Raw genomic sequence first — 23075 nt, 5'->3', positions numbered from 1 at the left:
GCATGGCTGGGATGAATTGGAGAGCAACAGGCCGGGCCTTTAGAACGCTTGCGTTCTTTGCGGTTTTGTCGGCTTCGATGTATGCGCAGGAGCCGGTCGTCGGAGTGAATGCCTCGATGGCCTCACTGAGCGTCGATCAGCAGAACGCTATTCTCTCCGCGCTGCACGCCGCCGGTGTTCACTTCATCCGCGCAGGGATCACGCCCGACGACAAGGGCATCGACTTTGCCCGTCGTGCTCAGGCGCAGGGTATCCGCATCCTTTGGCTGGTCCAGCTGCAATATCGTCCGGGAGCACCCAGCCGGCCCTATCCCAACGCGTTTGGCGTGTGGGGAGGACCTCCGCTGTCTGCAGCCGATCCCGATCAGTTTCGCAAATACTTCGAGCCGCTGCTGGCAAAGCTCGATGCTGCCGGTATTACGCTGGCCGGCTTCGAGCTGGGAAACGAGATTAATTCACCGATGTTCAACGCGGATTTCAGCATGCCCGCGGAAACTCCCTCCCACTCCAGGGAGTTCGATCTCGGAGATCTTTCGCATGACCCCGAGGCGCAGCAGGTGGCCAGGGGCTATCTGCAATATCTCAGGCTGCTGGCAGTCATCAGGGACGTCCGCTCGCGATCGAAGCTCAACCAGCACGCGGCGATCATCAGTGCCGGGCTGGTGTTCAACGAGGCTCCGGAGGCTGCTCGCACTTCGCGGCTGGATGCGGTCAGCGCGACCGCAACTCTCGATTTCATGCGCGCCCACGGTCTGGATGATCTCGTGGACGCTTACGGCGTTCACACTTACCCGTGGACGAACGATCCAGGAAACCCAGCCGCCGCGGCAGGACGCCGGGAGCGATTGCAGAAGTACGTTCTGGCGGAATGCCGGCCGCAAGGCAGCGCGCAGGGGAAGCCATGCTGGATTACGGAATGGGGCATCGCCAATCACGATGCCTCCTGTCCTCCCAGGGAAACGAACCAGATCACTCTGGTCAATGAAACACGGGCGAACTTCCAGCCCTATCTCGCCGACAGGCGAGTCCTCGGCATGTTCTATTATGCGTGGCTCGACAGCCGTGAAGGCTTTGCCATCTATCGATGCGATCAACTGACGGAGACAGGCCGCCTGGCGCTGGCTCCTGCAGGGCATTTCTGAAACTTCAATTCACATGATTTCACTGTGGGATATCCGATCATCAAGGGGCCGACGGCCTTGTAATGATTGAGGAGGATGCCGGTCGGCGAGTGGCGGTCCGGACCCTCGTCGGGTCACTGCGACGTGCCTGGAAAGAGTAATACTGCCCACCGGGTGTGTTCTTCATATCGACCACCTGTTTGCGCGCATGCAGCGTCTTAATACATACGAAGCAAAGACGAACGCCATAACAAGAATCGGATCGAATTTATCCCAGGTACTGCCGCCGCCATTCAGTTGCGAACAGAACGCAAGTAAAAGAGTGATTGCGAGACCGGCATAAACCCACTCAGTCAATCGAGGCACATTGGGAATCAGAAGGCCCACACCACCAAGGATGTGGGTCACGCCAATCAGAGGGAGGATATAGAGCGGGTATCCGAGCTGCTGACTGGCGATCCTCCATTCGGCGGGATCGTGAATCAGATATAACCTTCCGAAGTACACCCAGACGAAGGCGACGAGGCCGGTCATTATCATTGCGGCTATCTGAGTTGCTCGACCTGCCTGCACGGATTTATCGATGGTGTGTTCAGCTTTCATATCAAAAGCGATCCTCTCGCTGCGGTTTAAATGGTTTAAATCGTTCTGCAATCTGCCGGCTATGGCTGAGCAGCAAAGGCAGGAACAGCCGGTCGAACATGAAGCCGCCGCGGCCACGGCTGGCTGTCCCCACCCAGAGGCGCTGATGCTGCCTGCCCCGGACTTACGCTCTGACGGCGTTCTGTGCAGCCGCAAACACATCGCGTGCGGACGTCGTACCCGCTACGTGCTCCGTACCCGTGATTCCGAGGTCCATCCATCCCGCGTTCACGCTCTCAAACATTTCTTCGGCAGGTCCGGTGTGGCCCTTCGGGATGCCGAACTGCTGGAACGCTTCTGCCCAGCCTGCACGCGGGAGCGCAAAGGCCTTTACGTCGAGTGCCAGGACTTCGCCCAGTTGTGCGGCCACTTCATCCGCGCTTACCATCGAACCCAGCTCGATGACGCGATGCCCTGACCACGCCGGCCCGGTCAGAAGCGTTGCCACCTCCGCGCCGATGTCTTCTGTCGCGACCATTGTCGATTTCCGGTTTGTGGGATTGTAGAAGACGGGGAGTGTTCCGCCCTGGGCGACCTGCAAGCCGTAAAGAAAGTTTTCGAAAAAGCCGCCTGCGCGCACAAATGCGACCGGAGACGGCAGGCCGCGAAATCCCTGCTCCAAAAGCGATAAGGCCGTGACGTTCCCGACCCCGCCTGTTCTGTTCGCGCCCATCGACGAGAGCGCTGCCACCCGCGGCGGCGCTACCCTGGTCAGCGCGTCGACATAGTTCGCAATCACGCCCTTTGCTTCTCTGTAATCAGGCGAGGGTGCCCATACGGCCGGCAACATAACAAACGCGCCTTCAACACCTTTAAGCGCCGCCGCTATGGCTGTCGCATCGTTCCAGTCTCCATCCACCAGCTCCACGCCCTGGTCTGCCCACTTCGCCGCTTTCTCACGATTGCGCACCAGTGCTCGCACCTGTTTGCCCTGCTTCAGCAGATGCCGCGCGGTGGCGCCCCCAACTTTTCCGGTAATGCCCATGACTAAATACATGCTGGTTTTCTCCTTTTGGCTCGTATTTGGCCGCCCACCCAAATGCGCGGCCCTGACGATTAGAGATAAACAATAACCATTGGTTGCAAATTAATCAGTGGTTTTATCACCAGTGGTTATAAATCGACAGAGGGTCGAAAAAATCGCCGCAAAGGACTAAGCTGGTGAAGTGACATCCACATCACCGAGCCGCCGGGTAGAGCGCAGGGAGAAGTTGCGGGGCGAAATCCTTGCGGCTGCCAGCAGGATGTTTGCCGATCGCGGCTACGAGGCCGTGACGCTTCGCGCGATCGCTGAAGAGATCGGCTATACGCACGCCGTGATCTATCAGCATTTCCCCGACAAGTGGCACATTCTTGCCGAGCTGAGCGGCGAGACGATCGAGCTGATGATTCAGAACTTCGACGCGATTGCCGCTGAACATCCTCGACCGAAGGAGCGCCTTTTTGCGACTTCACGCGGCCTGATTCAGTTCTGCACTGCCCATCCACAGCAGTTTCGCAATGTCTTCTTCGGGCCTGAGAACCGCAACGGCGTCCGCGCCGGACAATATATCAACGACATTGGCGCGCCGTTGTTCGGACGTTTCGTGCAGCTCTTTTTCGATGTTGCCAGGGATGAAGGATTGCCAGACAGGGATGACATCGTGGTAGCTCACACCTGGTGGTTTGCGATCTTCGGCCTCGCCACACTCATGGTCATCCAGGGGGTCGTGCCTGACCTGCCTGACCAGGCTCTCGTCGTCGAGCAAACGATCGCCACGCTTTGGGCGGGCGTCCAGGCTGTTCCGCGATTGCCGAAGAGCGCAATCACGAAGCGATCCGGACGATCCCGTGCCTCAAAGCAATAATGTTCTCGTTGTACGCGAAATCGTCAATGCGCGTTTTGAATCATGGCTTGCCGGCAGGGCGCATTGCCGTCTTACCCCAAGAGGGGCTCACAGTACGCCGGCCATCGTGCCGAACCAGGATGAGCTGTGTTCGGGACAGCTAATCCGGCGGCGGGAGAGAGGGATTTCGGATAACCGTTCGCTGTAACTGTTGCTGCAGAAGCGACTGCTGAACCATGTAGTCGAAGACGCGCCCATTCATCGCCGCCGCTCCGCCCCCGCGATGAAGGAGGTTGTTGTAAACAATGCGCGAGATCAGAGCGGCATCTGTGGCTGCGATCGCACTGTTGCCGACCGCCTTCGCGTTTTCACTGAAAAAGCGATCCCGCTGCGCGGCAACGACTCCGCTGAAGAAATCCATCGTATGAGGGCAGTTCCGTCCCACGTGCGCATAGGCATCCTGCACATCGTCGGTCAGATGCCCGTACGACGATTTCAGCCAGGCGCGCTCACCGGCAATAAAACTCCCGTCAGGCGCAGGTTTGTGGAGCTTCTGCGCAAACCACACCGTGCAATCGCGCAGGGCGATCAGCGTCGCGCCCGTGATGATGCGCTGATGGGGTTCGTCGAAGATGACGACGGGGTCGTACTTTTCCGAAAGGATGTACTCAATATCGGAATGAGGAACTCTGGCGGCAATATCATAGCGCCATAACTCGCGCAGGCGGGGCGCGTCCTTCGGGTTACGCGCGGCGTTGGTCAGCGTTGTCGCAATGAGACCGTCGCGACGGATCACATTCTGAGGCGCACTGCTCATGGAACTCGTCACCTCCTGCCTCACCTGTCCGCGTTCCTCCGGGGAGAGCCTGACCTGCGTGACGAACTGCAGGAGATCGATATTGCTCTGGATAGCCTGTGCAGTCTGAGTTGCAGCATTGCCCGTTTCGCCGTCTGCCCCCAGGCTGAAAGCCAGCGTCAGGGCGACCAGCGCAATAAGGCAACGTCGAAAGATGGGTTGCGGAGCTCCTGCCGGCTTGTTCACTGTATTCTCCTGATCAAAAGCGATGCCCGGAGATGCGACATAGCACTGATTATCACTTGCCACTGACAGTCCTGCCGCATCGTAGTGTCACGCCAGGCTTCGATGCCTGCACCGGTCCGCGCGCTGCTCAAGGCCGGTTAAATGCCGGTGAATAAGGTTCTCTGCGTCCAGACTTCCCCTGTGATACATGCCACGGGTGGGATGTCCACAGTATGGAGACAGCATCTCTCACTAAGCGCGTTTCCCGTAACCAGCTCGGGCAGGTTGCCGAATCGCTGATTTAACGGCAAGATGAATTGGGTTGAAAAGTACTCAATCATCGCGGGTCGAATTCCCGATCCAGGCGAGCCATCTTCCGAGGAAATTTACATGTATCTGATAACCGCCCTGTTTCTGGCAACATTCGCCGCCAGCTCTGTTGCCCAGCAACCGGCCTCCGTTACTCCATCGCGTCCCGCCCCTGCTCCGCTGCAGGTCGCAAATCCGCATTACGTGAGCCTTCAGCTGACGCAGGACGTCCATGCACCCGCCGACAGAGTCTGGGCACGCGTGGGCGAATACTGTGACATCGGCAAATGGGCATTTCCCGACTGCAGACTCCTTGCCGGAGACGGCGGGTACGGCTCAGAGCGGAACATTATGAACGAAGTGCAGGTGGGTAAAACCGGCCACAGCTACACCTATACCCAGCCCGTGCGAACGAACGCCAAGTACAACCTCTATCACGGCACTCTGGAAGTGGTGCCCGTTACCGCCAAAACCTCGCAGCTCGTCTACAGTTTCTTCTACGACAACAGCATGCTCGCCGACGATGCCGCGCGCGACGCCGAAATCGCCACCCGCAGGAAACGATTTACCGCATTTCTGCTGAACATGAAGACGCTGGCCGAAGGCGGAAAGGTGCCATCCTCGGCGAAGGAGGCGATGCCTCCGAGTCTTACACCGGATCAGCTGCAAACTCCCAATCCCCACTATGCCGTCATACCTATGACCATCACCGTCAATGCACCCGTCGACGCAGTCTGGGCGCGTGTCGGCAAATACTGCGACATCGGCGAGTGGGGTATTCCTGACTGTAAGATCCTCTCCGGCGATGGAGGCCTGGGCACAGTGCGCTCCATCGGGCATGAGGTGCTGGTGGGTAAGACCCGATACAGCTACACGTATACTCAGCCGGTTCGCGAAGGCGTGACCTACAACATGTATCACGGCACACTCGAGGCAGTTCCTCTTACAGACAAAACCACCCGCCTGAATTACACCCTGGTATTCGACAACAGCATGCTCGCTGACGATGCCGCGCGCAGCAGGGACATCGATAACCGGCGCGCACGCTTCACCAAAATGCTCGAAAACATGAAGGTTCTGTCCGAAGGAGGGTCCCTGCCTCCCGAAGCGCTTCGTGGAGGCGCCAGCGCCGCCCGCCCCGCCAGCCGGTGACAAGACCCTGTCCCCCTCGCTTGTTTGCGCCATCATGCACCGGGCTAAAGATCACACCGGCGAACTCTGTTCGCCGGGCTCCCGGCTTCTCGGTGATCCGGCATGACGAAGACCCGGCATTACAAATAGATGGAAAGTTGCGGCGGGGCTCTGTAGCGCGTGTGTGCGCCGGCAACTCGGCTACACTGGCGCGTATGGAATCAAAGATCGCCCGCTCGATGCCGAAGCCGGTCAGGCTCTGCGCTGCGCTGCTGACTGCTGCTCTCTATCCCCTCTCTCTTTCCGCCTTCTCTCTCGCTATCTTCTCTTTCTTCGTTCTGCCTCTTGCGCCGCCGCTCTCCGCGCAGGTGCTTCCGAGCTTTCCCTCGACCGAGGTTCACGCCGACCACACCATCACCTTCCGCTATCGTGATCCGGGCGCGAAGGCGGTGCTGTGCTCGATTGAGAACGTCGCGAAGCCGCTGCCGATGGAGAAGGACGCCGAGGGCGTGTGGACGGTAACGTCGGCGCCGCTGCCGGCGGGCATCTACCGCTATCACTTCGAGATCAACGGCATCTCGTTTCTCGATCCGGCGAATCCGGTGATCTCGAACTCGCTGATGCGGCCGGCGAATATGGTGACGGTTCCGGGAGACGGGCCCGAGCTTTGGGATGCGACCGATGTGCCGCACGGCAGGATCGATCACCACTACTACACGACCTCGGTCGTCGAGGGGCTGACGAACAACCAGAGCGACTACTACGTGTACACGCCGCCGCGCTACGATCCGGCGAAGGCGTATCCGGTGCTGTATCTGCTGCACGGATGGACGGACTCGTCGTATGGCTGGATCTACAACGGACGGGCGAACTTCATTCTCGACAACCTGCTGGCCGAAGGGAAGATCAGGCCGATGATTGTGGTGATGCCGCTGGGTTACGGCGACCTGGGCTTCATCCACAGCAAAATCGATGTGTGGAGGGACGCGCCGAGCATCGACCACAACACGGAGCTGTACACGAAGGCGCTGCTGACGGAGGTGATGCCGCGCGTGGAGGCGGAGTACAACATCTCAAAGGACCGGAACGATCATGCGATTGCCGGGTTGTCGATGGGAGGGCTGGAGGCGGTTACGATCGGACTCGCCCATTCGGACTACTTCGCTTCGGTGATTGGACTGAGCGCGGCGGTGCAGAAGCTGGACTTTGCGAAGCAGTTTGCGGATCTCGATCCGAAGACGGCAGACCTTCGCCTGCTGTGGATTGCGTGCGGCACCGAAGACGGGCTGATCGGTCCGAACCGCAGGCTGGTCGCGTTTCTGAAAGAGAAGAAGATGCCGGTAACGCAGATCGAGATACCGGGGCTGCACACGTGGCTGGTGTGGCGGGATAACCTGATCCACTTTGCGCCGCTGCTCTTTCAGACGTCTGAGAAACCGTAACCGGAGAAGCCATAGCAGCACTCGTGCGCCAACCCGGCGCGGAGGCGCGGCATCCTTAGAAGATGAGGCGCAGTGAAGGAGGGGCCGGCCCTTTCTTCGCGTGCCGCAGCTGGAGCGGGCAAAGGGGGCGCGGGTTTTCGCGATTTCCTCCGCTTGCCGCCGGCGAAGGAGAATCGCGGACAGCCGGCGGACCCTTTCCGCTCTTTCGTTTCAGCCAGTTTCTTTCTTTTTATTTCAGCAGACTTTCATGGCCCGCATTGCAGCGGGCCATTTTTCGCTCTTCGCTTTCGATGATCGAGCGGCTTTCAGCCCCCAAAGCTTTCAGCCCACGGAGCCTTCAGCCCGAGAAGACGACGCGCCGTGGGCTGAGAGTGAGAAGCCGGGCTATGCCTTCGCCTCGGCTGCCGCATGCGTTGTGGGCGCGGAGGAGAAGAGCGCGTGCAGGCCTTCGACGAGCGTGGGGTGGGTGAGGATGGCATCGCGCAGAGCGGTCCAGGGCAGATTGCCGAGCATGGCGATCTGCACGGCGGACATGACCTCTCCCGCGCCGGTGCCGAATGCGGTGAAGCCAAGGATGCGGTCGCTGTCGGTGGCGACGAGAGCTTTGAGGAAGCCGCGTGTCTCCATGAGCGCGCGGGCGCGGAGCACGGCGGCCATAGGCACCTTGAAGAGGCGGTAGGCGATGCCTTCGGCCTGCGCTTGTTTCTCGCTGAGGCCGATGCGGGCGAGCTCGGGATCGGTGAAGAGGCAGAAGGGAACCTGACGGCCGGTGGTGACGTGGTTGCCGCCGGTGACATTGTCGCGGAAGACGAGGAAGTCGTCTTCGCTGATGTGGGTGAACTGCGGGCTGCCGGCGACCTCGCCGAGGGCCCAGACGCCGGGCGCGGTGGTCTCGAGGCGCTCGTTGACCTTTACGTATCCGGAGGGTGTGAGCTCGACGCCGGCGACATCGAGCCCGATGCCGGTGGTGTTGGGGATGCGGCCGGTGGCGACGAGCAGGTGCGAGCCTTCAATGCTTTTTTCGACGCCGTTCTGCTCGATGGTGACGGTGACGGAGGAGCCGGATTTGCCGGTGACCTTTTTAACGCTCGCGCTGAGAAGGGATTCGATGCCCTCGTCGTCGAAGAGGCTTTGCATGGCCTCGGTGACGTCGTTATCTTCGCGGTGCAGCAGATGAGGATTCTGATCGAGGACAGTGATGCGGCTGCCGAAGCGGCGCATGGCCTGGGCGAACTCAAGGCCGATGTAGCCGCCTCCGATGATGATGAGGTGCTCGGGGAGTTCGTCGAGCTCGAGGGCTTCGATGTGCGTAAGGGGCTGGGCTTCGGCGAGTCCGGGAGTGGGGCCGATGGCGGCGTGCGTGCCGGTGCAGATGACGACGTTGGTGCCGCGAAGGCGGCGGGTGGTGCCGTCGGGCAGCGAGGCTTCGAGGGTGCGGGGAGCGATGAAGCGGCCGGTGGCCATGATGAGCTCGGCTCCGCTGCGATGGTAGAGGTCGAGGTGGATATCGACGAGGCCGGTGACCATTCTGCGCTTGCGGTCGCGCACGGTGGACATGTCGAGGCGGAAGCCGTCGCAGGCGATGCCGAACTCGCCGGCGCGGCGAACATAGGAGGCGACCTGCGCGGTGTGGATGACGTTCTTGCTGGGCAGGCAGGCGATGTTGGGGCAGGAGCCGCCGACGTATTTGCGCTCGATGACGGCGACGCGCTGTCCGCGCGAGGCGAAGGTCCAGGCAGAGAGCTTTGCGCCGCCTCCGCTGCCGAGGATCACGAGATCGTATTCTTCCGGGTCGGTCTTTGTATTGCGCGGGGAAGCGTTTTCGGTGCTGCTCATGGGAGAGATCCTTTCGCGGGCCGGGTGACAGATTTGCGGAGTGCGGAGTCAGTTTACTTTGTGACCCGTATGAATTGCGTAAAGGCCGCGACGGAATACCGCATGGATTCCCCGGCGGTTTCGAGGCGGTGCAGCGCATCGGGATTTCGTTCTCGGGATTTCCTTTTCCGGATTTCGTTTTCGGGGATTTCCTTCTCAGGCGACGACGGAGGCGATGACCATTTCGAGGGCGCGGCGCACGCCGGTGTCTCCTTCGACAGGGCCGTCGACGAACTGGTTGAAGGGGTGGGGCTTCCAGTTATCGCGTGAGGTGTCGGGCGTATAGGTGAGGGGCAGGCCGGTGGCGGCGGGATCGTAGGTCTGTTCGTTGAGCGAGGACATTTTGTAGATCACCATGTCGAGCGAGGGAATGACATAGAGGCCGAAGCCGCCTGCTCCGGATTTGAAGAAGGTGTCTCTGGGAGCACCGGCGACGTGGCCGTCGGCGTTGACCTCGAACATGAGGCTGAAGGGCGAGTGCGGATTGAAGAGCGAGGGCTGGCTGAGCTGGTCGATGTAGTCGCGCGGAATGATCTGCTGCCCCTTCCACTGACCCTTTCGGAGAAGCAGCCAGGCGAAGCGCAGAGCGTCGGTCGAATGAAGCGCGATGCCTCCTTCACCGGGCGTGTGGGGCAGATCGCCCTGGGGGCGGTGGGTGGCATATCCCCAGCGGCCCCATTCGAGGGAGCGTGCGAGCTTCTGGTCGATGTAGGTCTGCAGCTCCATGCCGGCGACGTTGCGGAGGACGATGGAGGCGATGTGAGGATCGCGCGAGTAGAGATAGCCCTGTCCGGGAGCGGTCCACATGCGGCCATGGAGGGCGCTGCCGTCCTGGGAGTCGATCTGGTCGGCGGCGGGATCGGTGGAGGTCCAGTAGGGAAGGTAGACATTTTCGCCGTGCACGATGGCGGTGAGATGGCCGGAGGCGGCGGAGGGCGGCGCTCCGGGCGGCGGAACGTAGGCTTCCTGAATACCGGAGGTCATGGTGAGGAGATGGCCGAGGCGGATGTCGGCCATGCGGGGATCTTTGAGCGGCAAGGCCTCGGGGAGATAGTCGCGGGTGAAGACTTTTTGCGAGAGGCCGTCGGGGAAGCGTTTGCGGTGCTCGGAGAGCAGGATGCCGCAGCAGACGCTGGTGAACATTTTTCCGATGGAGTACATGTTGGGATTGGCGTCGCGGTGGCCGCGTCCAAAGTAGCGCTCGTAGACGAGATAACCGTGGCGGACGACGAGCAGGCCGCCGTGCTGGCTGGTGGTCCGGACGTACTGAAAGGCTTCATCGAGGCGGGATTTGTCGATGCCGGTGGTGGTGCGGATATCGGAGGGATCGTCGAGGGCGCGCCAGCCGCCGGCGGCGTCAGAGGGCGGGAAGTATGCGGCGCTGTCCTGAGCGCCTGCGTACGAGGCGAGGCTGAGAAGAGGCAGAGCGGCGGGAAGAGAAAGCAGGGTTCTGCGCGTGAGCGGCATGCGGCCCTTTCGTGTGCCGGAAAAATCGTGCTTCGGGCGCCATTATTGTAGAGGAAAAGAGAAGCCGGCTGAGAGGCGCGGCGGCAGAAAGCTGGCCAGGAACGCCGCAGCAGCATATCCGGCGCTGGTGCCGCAGGTGGATAAAGATGGAAATGGGCGGGGAAGGTATTTCCCATGTTGAACAGGACAGAGATATTTCATCGCTGCTTCTGATTTCCCGATTCATTGGAACGCCAACTGCTGCCATCAGGTTCTGCGTCAGAAGCTGGAGATATGAGCTAGACTGGTCAAAGCTTGTTTAATCTCCGCCTCAATACAAAGCAATTCAATGCACCATGGGTGATTTTCTGGAGTAGTTTTCTGGTGCGCGTGATGTATATCACGTTGGCGCATGCCTATCGGATTCGTCCGTTTCAGGATCACTTCGGGTTCGGCTGGGAAATGGGGCGTATTGCGCGCGCTCTGGCGACCGGCTACGGGTATGCCGACCCTTTTGCAGGCCATACAGGAGCAACTGCATGGGTGCCCCCGCTTTATCCTTTGCTCCTGGCAGGGATATTTCGGCTTTTCGGTGTCTATACGGCAGCATCGGCCTGGATAATTCTTACTGTTAACAGCGTTTTCTCGGCTGCTACGGCGGTCTTTATTTATCGCATTGCCGCGCGCTGTTACAACCGCAGGATCGCTATGTGGTCGGCATGGATCTGGGCAGTTTATCCGGCTGCTATGCAGTATGCGGTCCACTGGGTATGGGAGATGTCCCTTACCACGATGCTTTTTGCCTGGATGCTCGTTTTGGCGCTGGAAATGCGCGGCATCGGTAATGAGACTCGTGAAAAAATCCGGCAGACCACGGGGCAGTGGTTGCTCTTTGGCGCGTTGTGGGGACTCATTGCGCTCTCCAACTCTACCCTGCTGCTGTTTTTGCCGGTGTGCGGAATCTGGCTTTTGCAGGGTACTTCTTCTGTGAAGTGCGGTCTGAAAGATGCTGTGCTGGCTGCGCTTGTCTTTCTGGCATTTCTGGTTCCCTGGATGTGGAGAAACCGGATTGCTCTTCATGCATTTGTGCCGATACGCTCTAACCTGGGAGTCGAATTGTGGGCGTGGAACCATACGGGAGCCAACGGCATTTCTCTTGGCGCGCCGATTCAGCCATCCCTGGGAGATCCAAGCTTTATTCCATATGCCCGAATGGGTGAGATAGCGTACTCAAAATATCGTGGCGCGATTGCGAAGCAATGGATACGCACGCATCCGAAGGAGTTTGCGCTTCTTTCGCTGCGTCGTTTTTACTTTTACTGGGTCAGTGTGCCTCATCCGCTCGATCATCATCCGCTCGTGGAGTACGGCAGAGAGCTGGATTATTGTTTTGCCAGCCTGACCGGGTTGATGGGGCTCGGGCTTTCTCTGAAACGACGGGTGCCGGGGGCTCAGTTGTTTGCATGGGCCTTCCTGCTGCTGCCGCTTATTTATTATTTCGTCAGCGTCGCTGCCCGCTTCCGCCATCCGCTGGAGCCGCTTATTGTTATCTTCACTGTCTACCTTTTCCAGTCTGCAACGCGGCGCGGCTCGTCCTTCGCGGGCCGCTCGGTATCTTAAAGCGCGATTGCCGCAGCCTCTTCTTTATACGAAAAACTGTGCGGGCTCTGCTGTCCGATGCTTATTTTCGTCCTTCGCGTTTTTGTGCAATCACGAGGCCGCGGGGCGTCGGCAGCAATACTGCAGAGAGAAGCCCTTCCGTTTCCATCCGGAGGGCGGCGTCGCGCACGGTCTTAAGATGCGAGCTTGCGTCGTGGATGAGGATAATCCCCTGCGGGTTGATCTGCGGGAGGTACTGCCGTACTTCCTGTTCGCGGAGCGTGATCTCACTATCGCTGAAGAAGATGTCGATGGTACCTTCAATTTTCATTTCGAGGCTGGATTCGTTGCGCAGATCGATCCAGGGAGACAATGGGGAAGCCTTGATCTTTTCCTGAGCTTTCGCAAACACAAGGGGATCCAGCTCACAGCTGACGATTTTGCCAAAGCCGTTCTGTTTCAGGCCTTCCGCGATCCAGAGCGTGCTGATACCGAGAAAGGAGCCGGTTTCGACTACCAAATTCGGTTTGATAGTGGTGACCAGCGTTCTGAGGAACTCCAGAACTTCCGCTTCCGCGGTCATCGAGTCGTACATGCTCCAGCGCTTTGGGCTGGGGCACTCCGGCGTAGCGCGATGGTATTCGGGCAGAAGGACGCCCCTGGCGCGCTCGGCCTGCTGCATGATCTTGTGTTCCTGTTTCAGTTTTTTGCGAAAAAGACTCATTTATCCGTCTGTATCCGTTATCCGTCCGAGGGAATTCGCCGGTGTGCACCTTTATTTTACGGGAATGCCGCAATTGCTATCTGATCTTCCCTCTTTCTGGCTGGCGATGGGGCGATATGAAGAATGGAGAGGGACAGAGAGCGAGTTGCCAGAAGAGGGAAAGATTCCCTGCATTGCACCTTATCTCAGCAACCCGCTCATACAATACCGATAATCAATACCACCAGATTGTTTCATGCACTTCATGACTAAGCGCCACTGCCTCTGATTGGTGGAGCGCGGCCGAATGGAGTGGGCGCAGGCGGTGAAGGCACAGTAGGCGCGCCAGGCGCGCACCGGGTCTGCACCGGCTTCGGTTGCGCATGAGGCGGAATGGATTATTCCGCCTTCAGCACCTCCGCGGGATCGATGGCCGCGGCGCGGCGGGCGGGCAGAGAGCTGGCCATGACCGCCGCGGCTGCAAGGACGAGCGGAATCACGCACCAGGTGAGCGGGTCGAAGGGGCTGATGCCGAAGAGCAGAGACTTCATCAGCCCTGCGAGTCCGGCTGCGGCGCAGAGGCCGATGGCCAGGCCGATGCCGGTCAGCACCAGGGCGGAGCCGACGATCCTCCAGCACAGCGCGGCTTTCTGCGCGCCCAGGGCGAGGCGGATGCCGATCTCGCGGCGCTGCTGTGACACGGTATAGGAAATAACGCCGTAGATGCCGATGATGCCGAGCAGAAGCGCCATAGAACCGGCGATGGCGAGCATGACGAGCGTGAATGAGGTGCGGGCGAAGGACCGGCTTTCGATCTCCTGCATGGTTTGAATCGAGGCCAGAGGCAGGTTTGCGTCGACGGACCAGACGGCATGCTCCATTTCGCCGACAAGGCTCTCGGTGCCGGCGCGGTCAGTGCGCAGGGCGAAGGTAACGGAGCGGGAGAAATCCGTGGCGTCGGCGCCGCGGTAGTCGCCCTGCTTTGTGGGCCAGTAGACGATCGCGGGCGCGTCTTTGTCGACGCCGTTCTGGTGCATGTCTTCGACTACGCCGACGACTTCATGCCAGGGAACGAATTCGCGAATGCTTTTTCCGATGGCGGCGGAGGGCGAGCCCCACAGCTCGCGCGCCAGATTTGCCGAAAGGATGACAACCGGCTTGCCGCCGTAGATATCCGTCCAGGTGAATTCGCGTCCGGCAAGAACGCGCGTGCCCATGGTGTGAAAGAGGTTCGGCGAGGCGTAGTTGAAGAGGCGAAGCGGCGGGTGATCGTTTTCGCTCTTCCTGTCTTCCATGAAGATCAGGTTCCAGTTCGACTCAATGCCATCCATGGGAACGGCGGTGGCGAAGCCGACGGAGCGGACGCCGGGGATGGCGGCGAGACGGTCGGCGATCTCGTTCTGCGTGCGCGCCACGGTTTGCGAATCGGCGATGAGGGATTCCGGGATGGAGATGCGCATGGTCTGGAGATGGCCGGCATCGGTGAATCCGGGGTTGACGCTGCGCAGGCGCTGGAAGGTGCGGATCATGAGCGCGGCGGCGATCAGCAGGACCAGCGAGAGAGCGACCTGGAGGATGACGAGCATGTTGCGGGAGCGGTGGCGCTCGCGGCTGGCGCCGGAGGTGCGGCTGCTGCCGAGGGCCGAGTGATTCGGGGCCCAGGCGATTTTCCACGCGGGGATGGAGCCGAAGAGGAGCCCGGCGATAAGGGAGAGCGCGAGGGTGAAGAGCAGCGCGGGCGCGTCGAGGGAGATCTCCGCGAGGCGAGGCAGGTTGGACGGGTTCAGCCGGAGCAGCAGACGCAGACCTGCATACGCGAAGCCGACACCGAAGAGGCCGCCGATGAGGCCGAGGGTCAGGCTCTCCAGCAGCAGGGCGCGGACGATGCGGGCTCGTCCCGCTCCGAGAGCGGAGCGGATGGAGAGCTCGAGGTGGCGGGCTTCGGCGCGCACCAGCAGCAGGTTGGCCATGTTGGCGCAGACGATGATCATGACCAGCGCGATGGTGGCCATGACCACCCAGAGCACGCTGCGGACGTTGCCGATCACGTCCTGTTTGAGCGGGCGGAGGCTCGGTGTGATCTTCCAGGCCTCGTACCAGTGCGAGTCGGTGCCGGGGCCGTTGGACCACGAGTCCATCCAGAGAGGCAGCATCCGGGCGATGTCGGCATTTGCGGTGGCGATGCTGACGCCGGGACGGAGCCGTGCGATGCCGGTAAACGCGAAGCCGGCGAGGGTCTGGCGATTGCGGTCGAGGGCGAGCGGAACGAGCAGATCGAAATCCGTATCGACGAGCCGGAAGCCGCGCGGCATCACCCCCACGATGAGGCGCGGCTGCGCATCGAGCAGGAGGGTGCGCCCGATGGCGCTGCGGTCTCCGCCGAAGCGGCGCTGCCAGTAGCCGTAGCCGAGCATGACGGCCTTTGCGCCGTGCGGGTCCTGATCGGCGTGCGAGATCCAGCGGCCGGCAGCGGGTGGAACCTCAAGGGACTCGAGCACACCGTCGCTGATGGATATGGCGCGGACCTCCTCCGGCTGTGCGAGACCGGTGACGCTGGCCGTGTGCCTGATCCAGATGCCGAGCGACTGGAAGGCGCGGTTCTGCTCGGAGAAGGTGAAGTACATGGACGGCGACAGGCGCAGGCCGTCGGTAAAATTCGCCAGTCCCGCGGCGCCGGGGGCGGCGAGGCGTGTGGCGACGAGCTGCTCCGGATGCGAGTAGGGCAGCGGTTTGAGCAGCACGCCGTCGAGCACGCTGAAGACCGCGGTGTTGGCCCCGATGCCGATGGCGAGAGTGAGGATGGCGGTGACGGTGAACGCCGGCGAGCGCCACAGCCGGCGGAAGACGAGCCGGAGATCGGAGGCGACCGAGAGAAGGCGCTGCCACTGCCAGACCTCGCGGCTGCGCTCCCGGAGGAGGGTCACGTTGCCGAAGGCGCGGCGCGCTGTGTGCTCCGCCTGCTCGCGCGGCATGCCTTCTTCCATCAGCTCTTCGGTCTTTTCGGCGATGTGCTCTTCGATCGAGATGGAGATGTCGTCGAAGCGGCGATGCGGGAACAGCGAGCGGAGCCAGGACATGGTGGATCGCGCCTCCTACGCTTTGGCAGCCGCCAGAACACGGCTGATGCCGGTGCTCATCTGCTCGAAGCTGGAGCGCTCGTGCTCGAGATGGCGGAGACCGGCTTTGGTGAGACGGTAGATGCGGGTGGGGCGTCCCTTGGCGGAGATGCCCGCTTCGGAGTCGAGCCAGCCCTCTTTGAGCATGCGCTGCAGGGCCGGATAGAGCGAGCCCTCCTCGATCTGCAGCAGATCGTCGGAGGCCTGCCGGATGTGCTTCACGAGAGCATAGCCGTGCATCGGCTTCAGCCGGAGCGACTGAAGGATCATGATCTCGAGCGCTCCCGCGAAGAGGTCGCGGCGTTCCGGTTTTCTGTCCATAGTTGGGGAGTCTAGCATGGATAGCTATTTTGTAAATAGTATTATTTTGCGAGGCTATGGCTTTCCCGGGCGGCTGCCGATCCGGGGACCGCGGGGAAGATATGATCGTGCTCGAAGGCGGAGATGGCCATCGCGCCGTATCTGCGGGGTTTCGAAGCACGGGAAACAACGAGAGAGAAAAAGGAAGAGAGACGATGGAGATTCAGAGAGCCGGGACGCAGCCCTCCGTGAAGGGGCCGTCGGAGTGGTTTACAGGGACGGTGCGGATTGATCCGCTGATGCAGACGCCGGAGCCAGCGATGGTGCAGGGCGCGAGCGTGACCTTCGAGCCGGGCGCGCGCACGGCGTGGCATACGCATCCGCTGGGCCAGACGCTGATCGTGACGGCGGGGTGCGGGTGGGCGCAGCGCGAAGGCGGGCCGGTGGAGGAGATTCGTCCCGGGGATGTGGTGTGGTTTTCACCGGGCGAGAGGCACTGGCACGGCGCGACGCCGGCGACGGCGATGACGCATATCGCGATTCAGGAAAAACTCGACGGCAAAGTGGTGGAGTGGATGGAGCCGGTCGCGGACGGCCAGTACCGGAGGGCATAGCCGCGCTGCCGAAGCGGACGGCGGCTCAGGCTCAGGATCAGGCGGGGCAGTCCTCGAAGAGGCCGGCTTTGGTCTCCTCGGCCATGTAGTCGACGACGGCTTTGAGATCGTTCGTCTCCTCGAATTTCTTTAGCTGGCGGTCGGCGCCGGTGCCCGTCTCCAGAATGGTGTGGATGGAGTTGATCGCGTCGCGGCTGCCGAGCTCGTCGACGACCGGATCAATGAGCGCGATGTATTCGCGGATGAGGTCGCGCTCGTCGATCTCTTCCTGGCGGCCGAAGTCGATGAGCTTGCCGTCGAGGCCGTAGCGGACGGCGCGGAATTTGTTTTCCATCAGCAGCGGGCGCGCGTACTGGCGGAAGTCCTGATTGGAGGCGTGCAGGCGGTAGAGGTACGCGGCGGTGGCCTGGATGAGCGCGGCGATGGCGACGGTCTCTTCGGCGCGGAGCGGAATGTCGCAGGCGCGGACCTCGACGGTGTTGAAGAAGGGATGGGGGCGGATGTCCCACCAGATTTTTTTGGCGTTGTCGATGCAGTTGGTTTTGATGAGCAGGTTGACGTAGTTTTCGAAGTCGGAGTAGCTGGCGAAGGCGTCGGGGATGCCGGTGCGGGGGAAGTTTTCAAAGACCTTGGCGCGGTAGCCTTTGTAGCCGGTGTTGAGGCCGAGCCAGAAGGGCGAGTTGGTGGCGAGCGCCATGATGTGGGGCAGGAAGTAGCGCATCGAGTTCATGATGCGGATGGCGGCTTCGCGGTCTTCGATGCCGACGTGGACATGCAGACCGAAGATGAGGTTGGCGCGGGCGACGAGCTGGAGATCCTTGACGACCTGGTGGTAGCGCGGGTCGGGGTAGATCTCCTGCGTGCGCCAGTCGGCGAAGGGATGGGTGGCTCCGGCGACGAGGACGAGGTTGTGCTCGGCGGCGAGGCGGATCATCTCACGGCGCAGCTCGCAGATATCTTTGCGGGCCTCGTCGATGTTGCGGCAGATGCGGGTGCCGACCTCGACGACGGAGGTGTGCATCTCGGCCTTGACGCGCTCTTCGAGGCGGCGCTTGCCCTGGGCGAGCATCTCGGTGGCGATGTGGGAGCGCAGGTCGCGGGTGACGGGGTCGACGGTCTGGTATTCCTCTTCGATGCCGATGGTGAAGGATGGCCGCATGCGTGGCGCCTCGTGTCGCCTGGGGTGCTCTCCCGATGCTCCGGATGCTTATGGTTGTAAGCTGAGCCGGGCTGCAGCGCAAGTGAAGGAACTGGCTGTCCAGTGTGCCGGCCGCACGGGCGGCCGCGCCTTCGGAGGACTGGCCGCCCTGGCAGAAGCGCCTGCGGGGACTGGCCGTCCAGGCGGGAGCGCCTGCGGCGCAAAACAGGTTAAGGTTTGTGGCTTCCTGCTCGCAGCGCAAAACAGACGCAATGAATGGAGCCCCCGATGGCTTCGCCGTCACGGCGAGCTGCAACAGCCACTATTCTGCGGAAGCTGCGGATGAGTCCGGCTGTCTGCATCAAAAGTATGATGAAGTATGATGAAAGTGGAGAGGGCTTTATGGCTGATATCGAGCGTCTGACGATCACGCTGTCCGCAGACATGGCGGTTCTGATAAAGGACGCGGTGGAAGAGGGCGGATACGTTTCATCGAGCGAGGTGATTCGCGAGGCTCTGCGTGACTGGAAGATGAAGCGCGAGCTGCAGCAGCAGAAATTCTCGGCACTGAAGGCGGAGATTGCGCAGGGCATGGCAGATGCAGCCAAAGGCAGAACGGCGGCGTTCAGCAAAAAACGGATCGCTGAACGCGGGAGGAATCTATCGGCGCATCGTTCGTCCGTTTAACAGAAACGGCAGAAGCCGATCTGGCTGAGATCTGGAGCTATCTGGCCACGGAGGCCACAGAATCTGCAGCCGATGAATTTATTTCAGGACTTGAAGCGCGCCTGGAGCTGCTCGCCGCGTTTCCACTGTCCGGAAGCGCGCGGTTTCAGCTGGCCGAGGGGCTGCGCGTCATGATTTACGGTATGTATGCCGTGTATTACCTGTCACGGGATAAGGGGATTCTTCTGATTCGCGTTCTGCATGGAGCGCGGGACATCGAAGCGATCGCCGATCAGGGCGGCTTCGCCGTCTGATTCGCAATCGAAATCAAACAGGCCGGTTATTCAGCGGACGCAGCAGGCGGCTCGGCGGGGGTTTTCTTTGCCGCGGGCTTTTTCGGCACGGATTTTTTTGCTGCCGGTTTTTTTGCCGGAGCTTTTTTAGCCGCGGGTTTGCCGGTGCTTTTTGCTCCCGCGCTGAGGAAATTGCCCCAGTGGAATGCGCCGGGAACATCTTTGGCGGTCTTCGCTTTCTGGATGGCAAGGGTGGCGACGGCGTCGACGATCCAGCGGAAGTTGTCGGGGCCGACGGAGTGGAGGTCGGCGTCGGGCGCGGGGTTCATGAAGTCGATGGCGTAGGGGATGCCGTCCTCGACGGCGAACTCGACGGTGTTGAGGTCGTAGCCGAGGGCGCGGCAGAGCTTGAGCGCGTCCTGCTCGACGCGTTTGAGGAGCTTTTTCTCGTACGCAGGCGGATCGAGAACATAGCGCTGGGCGTGCGGACGGCGCGGGTCGTAGGACATGATGCGGACCTTCTCCTGGCCGACGACGTAGCAGCGGAAGTACTCGTCGAACTGGACGGCGCGCTGGAGGGTCATGCAGAGGTCGCGGCTCTGGTCGTAGGCGCGGAAGAACTCCTCGGCGTTGTGGACGTGGTGCACGTCGCGCCAGCCGCCTCCGTCGACGGGCTTGAGGAACGAGGGGAAGCCGATGTACTCGAAGACGCCGTCCCAGTCGAGCGGGTATTCGAGGTTGCGCATGGAGCGCTCGGTGGTGCCTTCGGGATAGTGCTTGTGCGGCAGAATGACGGTCGGCGGGACGGCGACGCCGAGCTTTGCGGCGAGTGAGTAGTTGAAGAACTTGTCGTCGGCGGACCACCAGAAGGGATTGTTGATGACGGCGGTTCCATGCAGCACGGCGTGCTTGAGGAAGGCGCGGTAGAAGGGGATGTCGTGCGAGATGCGGTCGATGATGACGGAGTAGGCGGGAGGGCGGTCGAGGCGGATGGCTCCGATCTGTACGAACTCGGCGGTGATGGGCGAGCCTTCCTTCGTCTCCGCGCCCATGGAGTTGATGCGCTCGACGAGCGCGCCGGGGAAGGTATTCTCCATGCCGAACAGGATGCCGATCTTTTTCATCGCTGCCTCTCCTCGGGGGAAAACCAGATTTTCGCAACCTTCTCCGGTCACGTTAGCTCACATCGGTGTGTGGTGCAATGCGGGAAGAGTGGTTCCCGCTCTTCGCACCGCAAAAGGTGGGGTGAGGCACCTCGGAGCAAAATTTATTTATACGGACAGTATTGCAGGATGCGTTCCTCGAAGATTTTAAGCATGCCCTGCTCGTCCAGGGTATGGAAGCGTGAGCTGTTCCATGGCATGGATGAGATGAAAAGGGCGACCGCAGAAAGCCGGCAGAGCACTGTACTTGCAGGATGGCTTCGCCTCAACCCATGTCATTGCAGCCGTTATCATTACGACGGTGCGTCTTGCGCGGGGTCAGAATATCTTCGAATTGGCACTCGGGTGATGGCCGTTGTAAATGAACGCCTGATCTCAGCCCCGGTTCATCCTGCAGTGTGTCATTGAGAGGCAGGGCAGGAAAGAACCAGACCTTCTGACGTCGGCATCCAAATCATTACCCTTCACCTTAAATGGGTATCATCGTCCGTGGACTCATAGTCACCATTTGAGCGACCCTGGCATAGGTGAATCACTCTGTTCTGAAATCACTGGGCCAGCGCCTGAGAGAGCGGCGCGCTTCCCTGGGCTGGACCCAGGAGGAGCTTGCCGACCGCGCCGAAATTGACCGCTCTTATGTCGGCGGCGTCGAGCGAGGAATTCGCAATCTAACCTTCACTGTTTTGTGCCAGCTCTGCGATGCTCTTGGCTGTGATGTCGCGGAGCTTACACATGGCATACCGAAAGTGCGCTCATGAAGTGGCTGCGCACGTTGGTTCTTTTCGATCAAGGCGATGTCATCCGTTCTGACGACTGGAAAAGCCTGCATGAAAGTTATGTGCGCTCGATTCAGAGCATCGATAATCCACGCGGGTCAGGCAGGCTTTGTCTTCGGGGAAAAATCAGGCTTCCGAATAATCAGTGGCTGCGCAACGGCGTTGGCTATTTGCGCGCTCGCTTCTTGGATCACATCCAGAATATCGAAGGATGGAGGGCGGAAGGCGCAGTAAATCTCGCGCGTGATCGCGAGCAGCCACCGATCCGGCTATATCCATCGCTCGAAAACTATCGAGAGCCGATCACATCGGATTTCGGTGGCTTCGATCTCGTGACCAGGGGCGACAACGGAACCCAGATCGCTATTGAATGGGAAACCGGGAACATCTCTTCGTCACATCGGAGTATGAACAAGCTCGCCATCGCGCTCGGTGCCGGTATCATTCAGGTAGGCGTATTGATTGTGCCCAGCCGCGGTCTTTATACGCATCTGACGGACCGCATCGGCAACATCGGAGAATTGTCAGGCTATCTGTCGATGTGGGAGAGCCTGAAGGCCAGCGTGCCGCGCGGTCTGTTGGCAATCTCGGTAGTCGAGCATGACGAATTGACTGACGACCAGGATTTCGATTTCCTTAAGGTGGGATTCGATGGCCGCGCAGCCGAGGGCAAAACTAAAAAGTAAGCTCAATCTGCTTTTTCTCAACTCCACAAACACAGGATGTCGCAAGCTCGTTATCCTGGATCTGATAAGCAGACGGCAAGGGCTTGCCGTTCGTACGTCGCCTCTTCAAATCGGCCCTGGTGAAAAGAAGATTTTTGTTCTCGTGAATTTGCACGAGGTGATCGCGATCGGCATCGAGCGTATGGAAACGCTCGATAATTGCGCCGCAGTGGAGCTCGGACCCGATCCATCTGCGACCGGTGAGCTCGGCGGCGACAAAGGTCGTACCGGAACCGCCAAACGGATCCAACACAAGGGATCCGGGATCGCTTGCCATCGTAACGATGCGATCCATGAGCTTCAGTGCGAGCGCATTGGCGCCGCGCTTTTTATATTTCGCATGTCTGACCGGTGGAATATCAGTCCATACGTCAGCCAGATTGACGCCCTTCGGGTTCATCTTGTCTTTATAGCCGCCATAGTCTCGCAGCTCGCCGCCACAATGGCGGCAGCATGGAACGGGAAGCCGGTCGGGATGAAAAATCTCCGGTCGGTCGCCCTTCACGAAATACAGGAGGCCGTAGTGCGACGGGTAAAGGCGTCGACCGATGGGGAGAGAATATTTGATATCTACCGCGATCCAGTGGCGAAAAGTCAGATGCTCGTTCAGGTACGCGCCCAAGGGCAGATTCCACCTGGGCAGGTTCCAGAGAAACAGCGAACCGCCCGGCTTAAGCGTCCGACACATCTCGTCGAGCCATCGCCTGCACCAGGCCAGGTATTCGTGATCGGCAATATTGTCGTCGATACCAGATGTGTATTCCTTACCCAGATTGAACGGTGGATCAGCAAAAGCCAGATCCACGGTCTCGTCCCTGACGGTCTTGAGAAAGCTGACACAGTCTGCTTCGTAGACCTCTCCTAGGGCGGTTTTAAAAATGGGTATCATCGTCATCATTCTGACAGCTTAACCTGCGTATAGCAAACAGCAAATTGGGGGCCGATGATCAGATGAAAATGTCGGGCATCACCATGTAACCAGCAGCGTTGATCTCACAGATATTCGTTCATCATCCGTCCCCAGGTCGGCCAGTCTGTTTCAGAGGGCTTCCGCTTCGCTGCCGCCCTCGCACCGCGCGAGCGCGTATTCGGCGCTCGCTTCGTGCTCACCCGCACGCCTGGCTCACTTACAGATATTCGTTCATCATTCGTCCCCAGGTCGGCCAGTC

The 23075-nt window shown here is 60.4% G+C and carries 21 protein-coding genes; 10 read left to right on the top strand and 11 right to left on the bottom strand.

The features are described from left to right. Nucleotides 1-11 precede the first annotated feature (11 nt). The gene (locus D0Y96_RS20070) at nucleotides 12-1142 is read left to right on the top strand and encodes a glycoside hydrolase family protein (RefSeq protein ID WP_147325156.1); all 1131 of its coding nucleotides are present in this window, start codon (nucleotides 12-14) and stop codon (nucleotides 1140-1142) included. 162 nt (nucleotides 1143-1304) lie between these two features. On the opposite strand, the gene D0Y96_RS20065 is transcribed toward D0Y96_RS20070, so the two are convergent. Together D0Y96_RS20065 and D0Y96_RS20060 are read right to left on the bottom strand one after the other, a co-directional pair. Beyond that, the gene (locus D0Y96_RS20065) at nucleotides 1305-1724 is read right to left on the bottom strand and encodes a DoxX family protein (protein WP_158562511.1); all 420 of its coding nucleotides are present in this window, start codon (nucleotides 1722-1724) and stop codon (nucleotides 1305-1307) included. Nucleotides 1725-1887: 163 nt separating this feature from the next. Then, nucleotides 1888-2760, bottom strand: a complete 873-nt coding sequence (locus D0Y96_RS20060) for an NmrA family NAD(P)-binding protein (protein WP_117303644.1) — start codon at nucleotides 2758-2760, stop codon at nucleotides 1888-1890. Nucleotides 2761-2974: 214 nt separating this feature from the next. Between D0Y96_RS20060 and D0Y96_RS20055 the strand changes: the two genes are divergently transcribed. Continuing rightward, the gene (locus D0Y96_RS20055) at nucleotides 2975-3610 is read left to right on the top strand and encodes a TetR/AcrR family transcriptional regulator (RefSeq protein WP_147325155.1); all 636 of its coding nucleotides are present in this window, start codon (nucleotides 2975-2977) and stop codon (nucleotides 3608-3610) included. Nucleotides 3611-3749: 139 nt separating this feature from the next. Here D0Y96_RS20055 and D0Y96_RS20050 read toward each other — a convergent pair whose 3' ends face one another. Next, nucleotides 3750-4631: a hypothetical protein gene (locus tag D0Y96_RS20050; RefSeq protein WP_147325154.1), complete on the bottom strand. Its 882-nt coding sequence runs from the start codon at nucleotides 4629-4631 to the stop codon at nucleotides 3750-3752. A 369-nt stretch (nucleotides 4632-5000) separates the two neighbouring features. Between D0Y96_RS20050 and D0Y96_RS20045 the strand changes: the two genes are divergently transcribed. Next, a complete protein-coding gene (locus tag D0Y96_RS20045) occupies nucleotides 5001-6071 on the top strand; it encodes an SRPBCC family protein (RefSeq protein ID WP_158562510.1) in 1071 nt (356 codons plus the stop codon). Nucleotides 6072-6265: 194 nt separating this feature from the next. Continuing rightward, nucleotides 6266-7492: an esterase gene (locus D0Y96_RS20040; RefSeq protein ID WP_252263988.1), complete on the top strand. Its 1227-nt coding sequence runs from the start codon at nucleotides 6266-6268 to the stop codon at nucleotides 7490-7492. A 384-nt stretch (nucleotides 7493-7876) separates the two neighbouring features. On the opposite strand, the gene D0Y96_RS20035 is transcribed toward D0Y96_RS20040, so the two are convergent. Together D0Y96_RS20035 and D0Y96_RS20030 are read right to left on the bottom strand one after the other, a co-directional pair. Further along, nucleotides 7877-9328, bottom strand: coding sequence for a dihydrolipoyl dehydrogenase family protein (locus D0Y96_RS20035; protein ID WP_117303636.1), 1452 nt, complete (start codon nucleotides 9326-9328; stop codon nucleotides 7877-7879). A gap of 195 nt (nucleotides 9329-9523) precedes the next feature. Further along, nucleotides 9524-10834, bottom strand: a complete 1311-nt coding sequence (locus D0Y96_RS20030; protein ID WP_117303634.1) for a serine hydrolase domain-containing protein — start codon at nucleotides 10832-10834, stop codon at nucleotides 9524-9526. A 294-nt stretch (nucleotides 10835-11128) separates the two neighbouring features. Here D0Y96_RS20030 and D0Y96_RS20025 point away from each other — a divergent pair, with 294 nt between their 5' ends. Beyond that, nucleotides 11129-12433: a glycosyltransferase family 39 protein gene (locus D0Y96_RS20025; RefSeq protein WP_252263987.1), complete on the top strand. Its 1305-nt coding sequence runs from the start codon at nucleotides 11129-11131 to the stop codon at nucleotides 12431-12433. A 61-nt stretch (nucleotides 12434-12494) separates the two neighbouring features. Here D0Y96_RS20025 and D0Y96_RS20020 read toward each other — a convergent pair whose 3' ends face one another. The 3 genes from D0Y96_RS20020 to D0Y96_RS20010 all read right to left on the bottom strand — a co-directional run bounded on the left by D0Y96_RS20020 (nucleotide 12495) and on the right by D0Y96_RS20010 (nucleotide 16552). Further along, a complete protein-coding gene (locus D0Y96_RS20020; protein ID WP_117303632.1) occupies nucleotides 12495-13136 on the bottom strand; it encodes an O-methyltransferase in 642 nt (213 codons plus the stop codon). A 377-nt stretch (nucleotides 13137-13513) separates the two neighbouring features. Beyond that, the gene (locus D0Y96_RS20015; RefSeq protein ID WP_117303630.1) at nucleotides 13514-16192 is read right to left on the bottom strand and encodes an ABC transporter permease; all 2679 of its coding nucleotides are present in this window, start codon (nucleotides 16190-16192) and stop codon (nucleotides 13514-13516) included. A 15-nt stretch (nucleotides 16193-16207) separates the two neighbouring features. Continuing rightward, the gene (locus D0Y96_RS20010) at nucleotides 16208-16552 is read right to left on the bottom strand and encodes a PadR family transcriptional regulator (RefSeq protein WP_117303628.1); all 345 of its coding nucleotides are present in this window, start codon (nucleotides 16550-16552) and stop codon (nucleotides 16208-16210) included. A gap of 194 nt (nucleotides 16553-16746) precedes the next feature. Here D0Y96_RS20010 and D0Y96_RS20005 point away from each other — a divergent pair, with 194 nt between their 5' ends. After that, nucleotides 16747-17145, top strand: a complete 399-nt coding sequence (locus D0Y96_RS20005) for a (R)-mandelonitrile lyase (RefSeq protein ID WP_117303682.1) — start codon at nucleotides 16747-16749, stop codon at nucleotides 17143-17145. Nucleotides 17146-17182: 37 nt separating this feature from the next. Here D0Y96_RS20005 and D0Y96_RS20000 read toward each other — a convergent pair whose 3' ends face one another. Further along, nucleotides 17183-18304, bottom strand: a complete 1122-nt coding sequence (locus tag D0Y96_RS20000) for a carboxylate-amine ligase (RefSeq protein ID WP_117303626.1) — start codon at nucleotides 18302-18304, stop codon at nucleotides 17183-17185. A gap of 381 nt (nucleotides 18305-18685) precedes the next feature. Between D0Y96_RS20000 and D0Y96_RS19995 the strand changes: the two genes are divergently transcribed. Further along, a complete protein-coding gene (locus D0Y96_RS19995) occupies nucleotides 18686-18970 on the top strand; it encodes a ribbon-helix-helix domain-containing protein (protein ID WP_117303680.1) in 285 nt (94 codons plus the stop codon). Further along, nucleotides 18946-19263 carry a type II toxin-antitoxin system RelE/ParE family toxin gene (locus D0Y96_RS19990; RefSeq protein WP_117303622.1) on the top strand — a complete coding sequence of 106 codons (318 nt, stop codon included), beginning with the start codon at nucleotides 18946-18948 and terminating at the stop codon, nucleotides 19261-19263. The genes D0Y96_RS19995 and D0Y96_RS19990 overlap by 25 nt, the downstream gene beginning before the upstream one ends. Nucleotides 19264-19289: 26 nt before the next feature. Here D0Y96_RS19990 and D0Y96_RS19985 read toward each other — a convergent pair whose 3' ends face one another. Then, entirely contained in the window at nucleotides 19290-20366 is a 1077-nt protein-coding gene (locus D0Y96_RS19985; RefSeq protein WP_117303620.1) for an ATP-grasp domain-containing protein, read from the bottom strand. 566 nt (nucleotides 20367-20932) lie between these two features. Between D0Y96_RS19985 and D0Y96_RS20835 the strand changes: the two genes are divergently transcribed. Next, complete coding sequence (locus D0Y96_RS20835; RefSeq protein ID WP_199480514.1) at nucleotides 20933-21163, top strand: helix-turn-helix domain-containing protein; 231 nt, start codon at nucleotides 20933-20935, stop codon at nucleotides 21161-21163. Then, complete coding sequence (locus D0Y96_RS19975) at nucleotides 21160-21867, top strand: PDDEXK family nuclease (protein ID WP_117303618.1); 708 nt, start codon at nucleotides 21160-21162, stop codon at nucleotides 21865-21867. Before D0Y96_RS20835 ends, D0Y96_RS19975 begins: the two co-directional genes overlap by 4 nt. Here D0Y96_RS19975 and D0Y96_RS19970 read toward each other — a convergent pair. Beyond that, complete coding sequence (locus D0Y96_RS19970; RefSeq protein WP_117303616.1) at nucleotides 21857-22804, bottom strand: DNA-methyltransferase; 948 nt, start codon at nucleotides 22802-22804, stop codon at nucleotides 21857-21859. The two genes, D0Y96_RS19975 and D0Y96_RS19970, sit on opposite strands and share 11 nt — an antisense overlap. Nucleotides 22805-23075: the final 271 nt, after the last annotated feature.

Source organism: Paracidobacterium acidisoli (genome assembly GCF_003428625.2).
GTDB classification, from domain to species: Bacteria; Acidobacteriota; Terriglobia; order Terriglobales; family Acidobacteriaceae; genus Paracidobacterium; species Paracidobacterium acidisoli.
The sequence above is the reverse complement of the archived record's forward strand: the minus strand, read 5'-3'. Positions and strand labels throughout refer to the sequence as shown.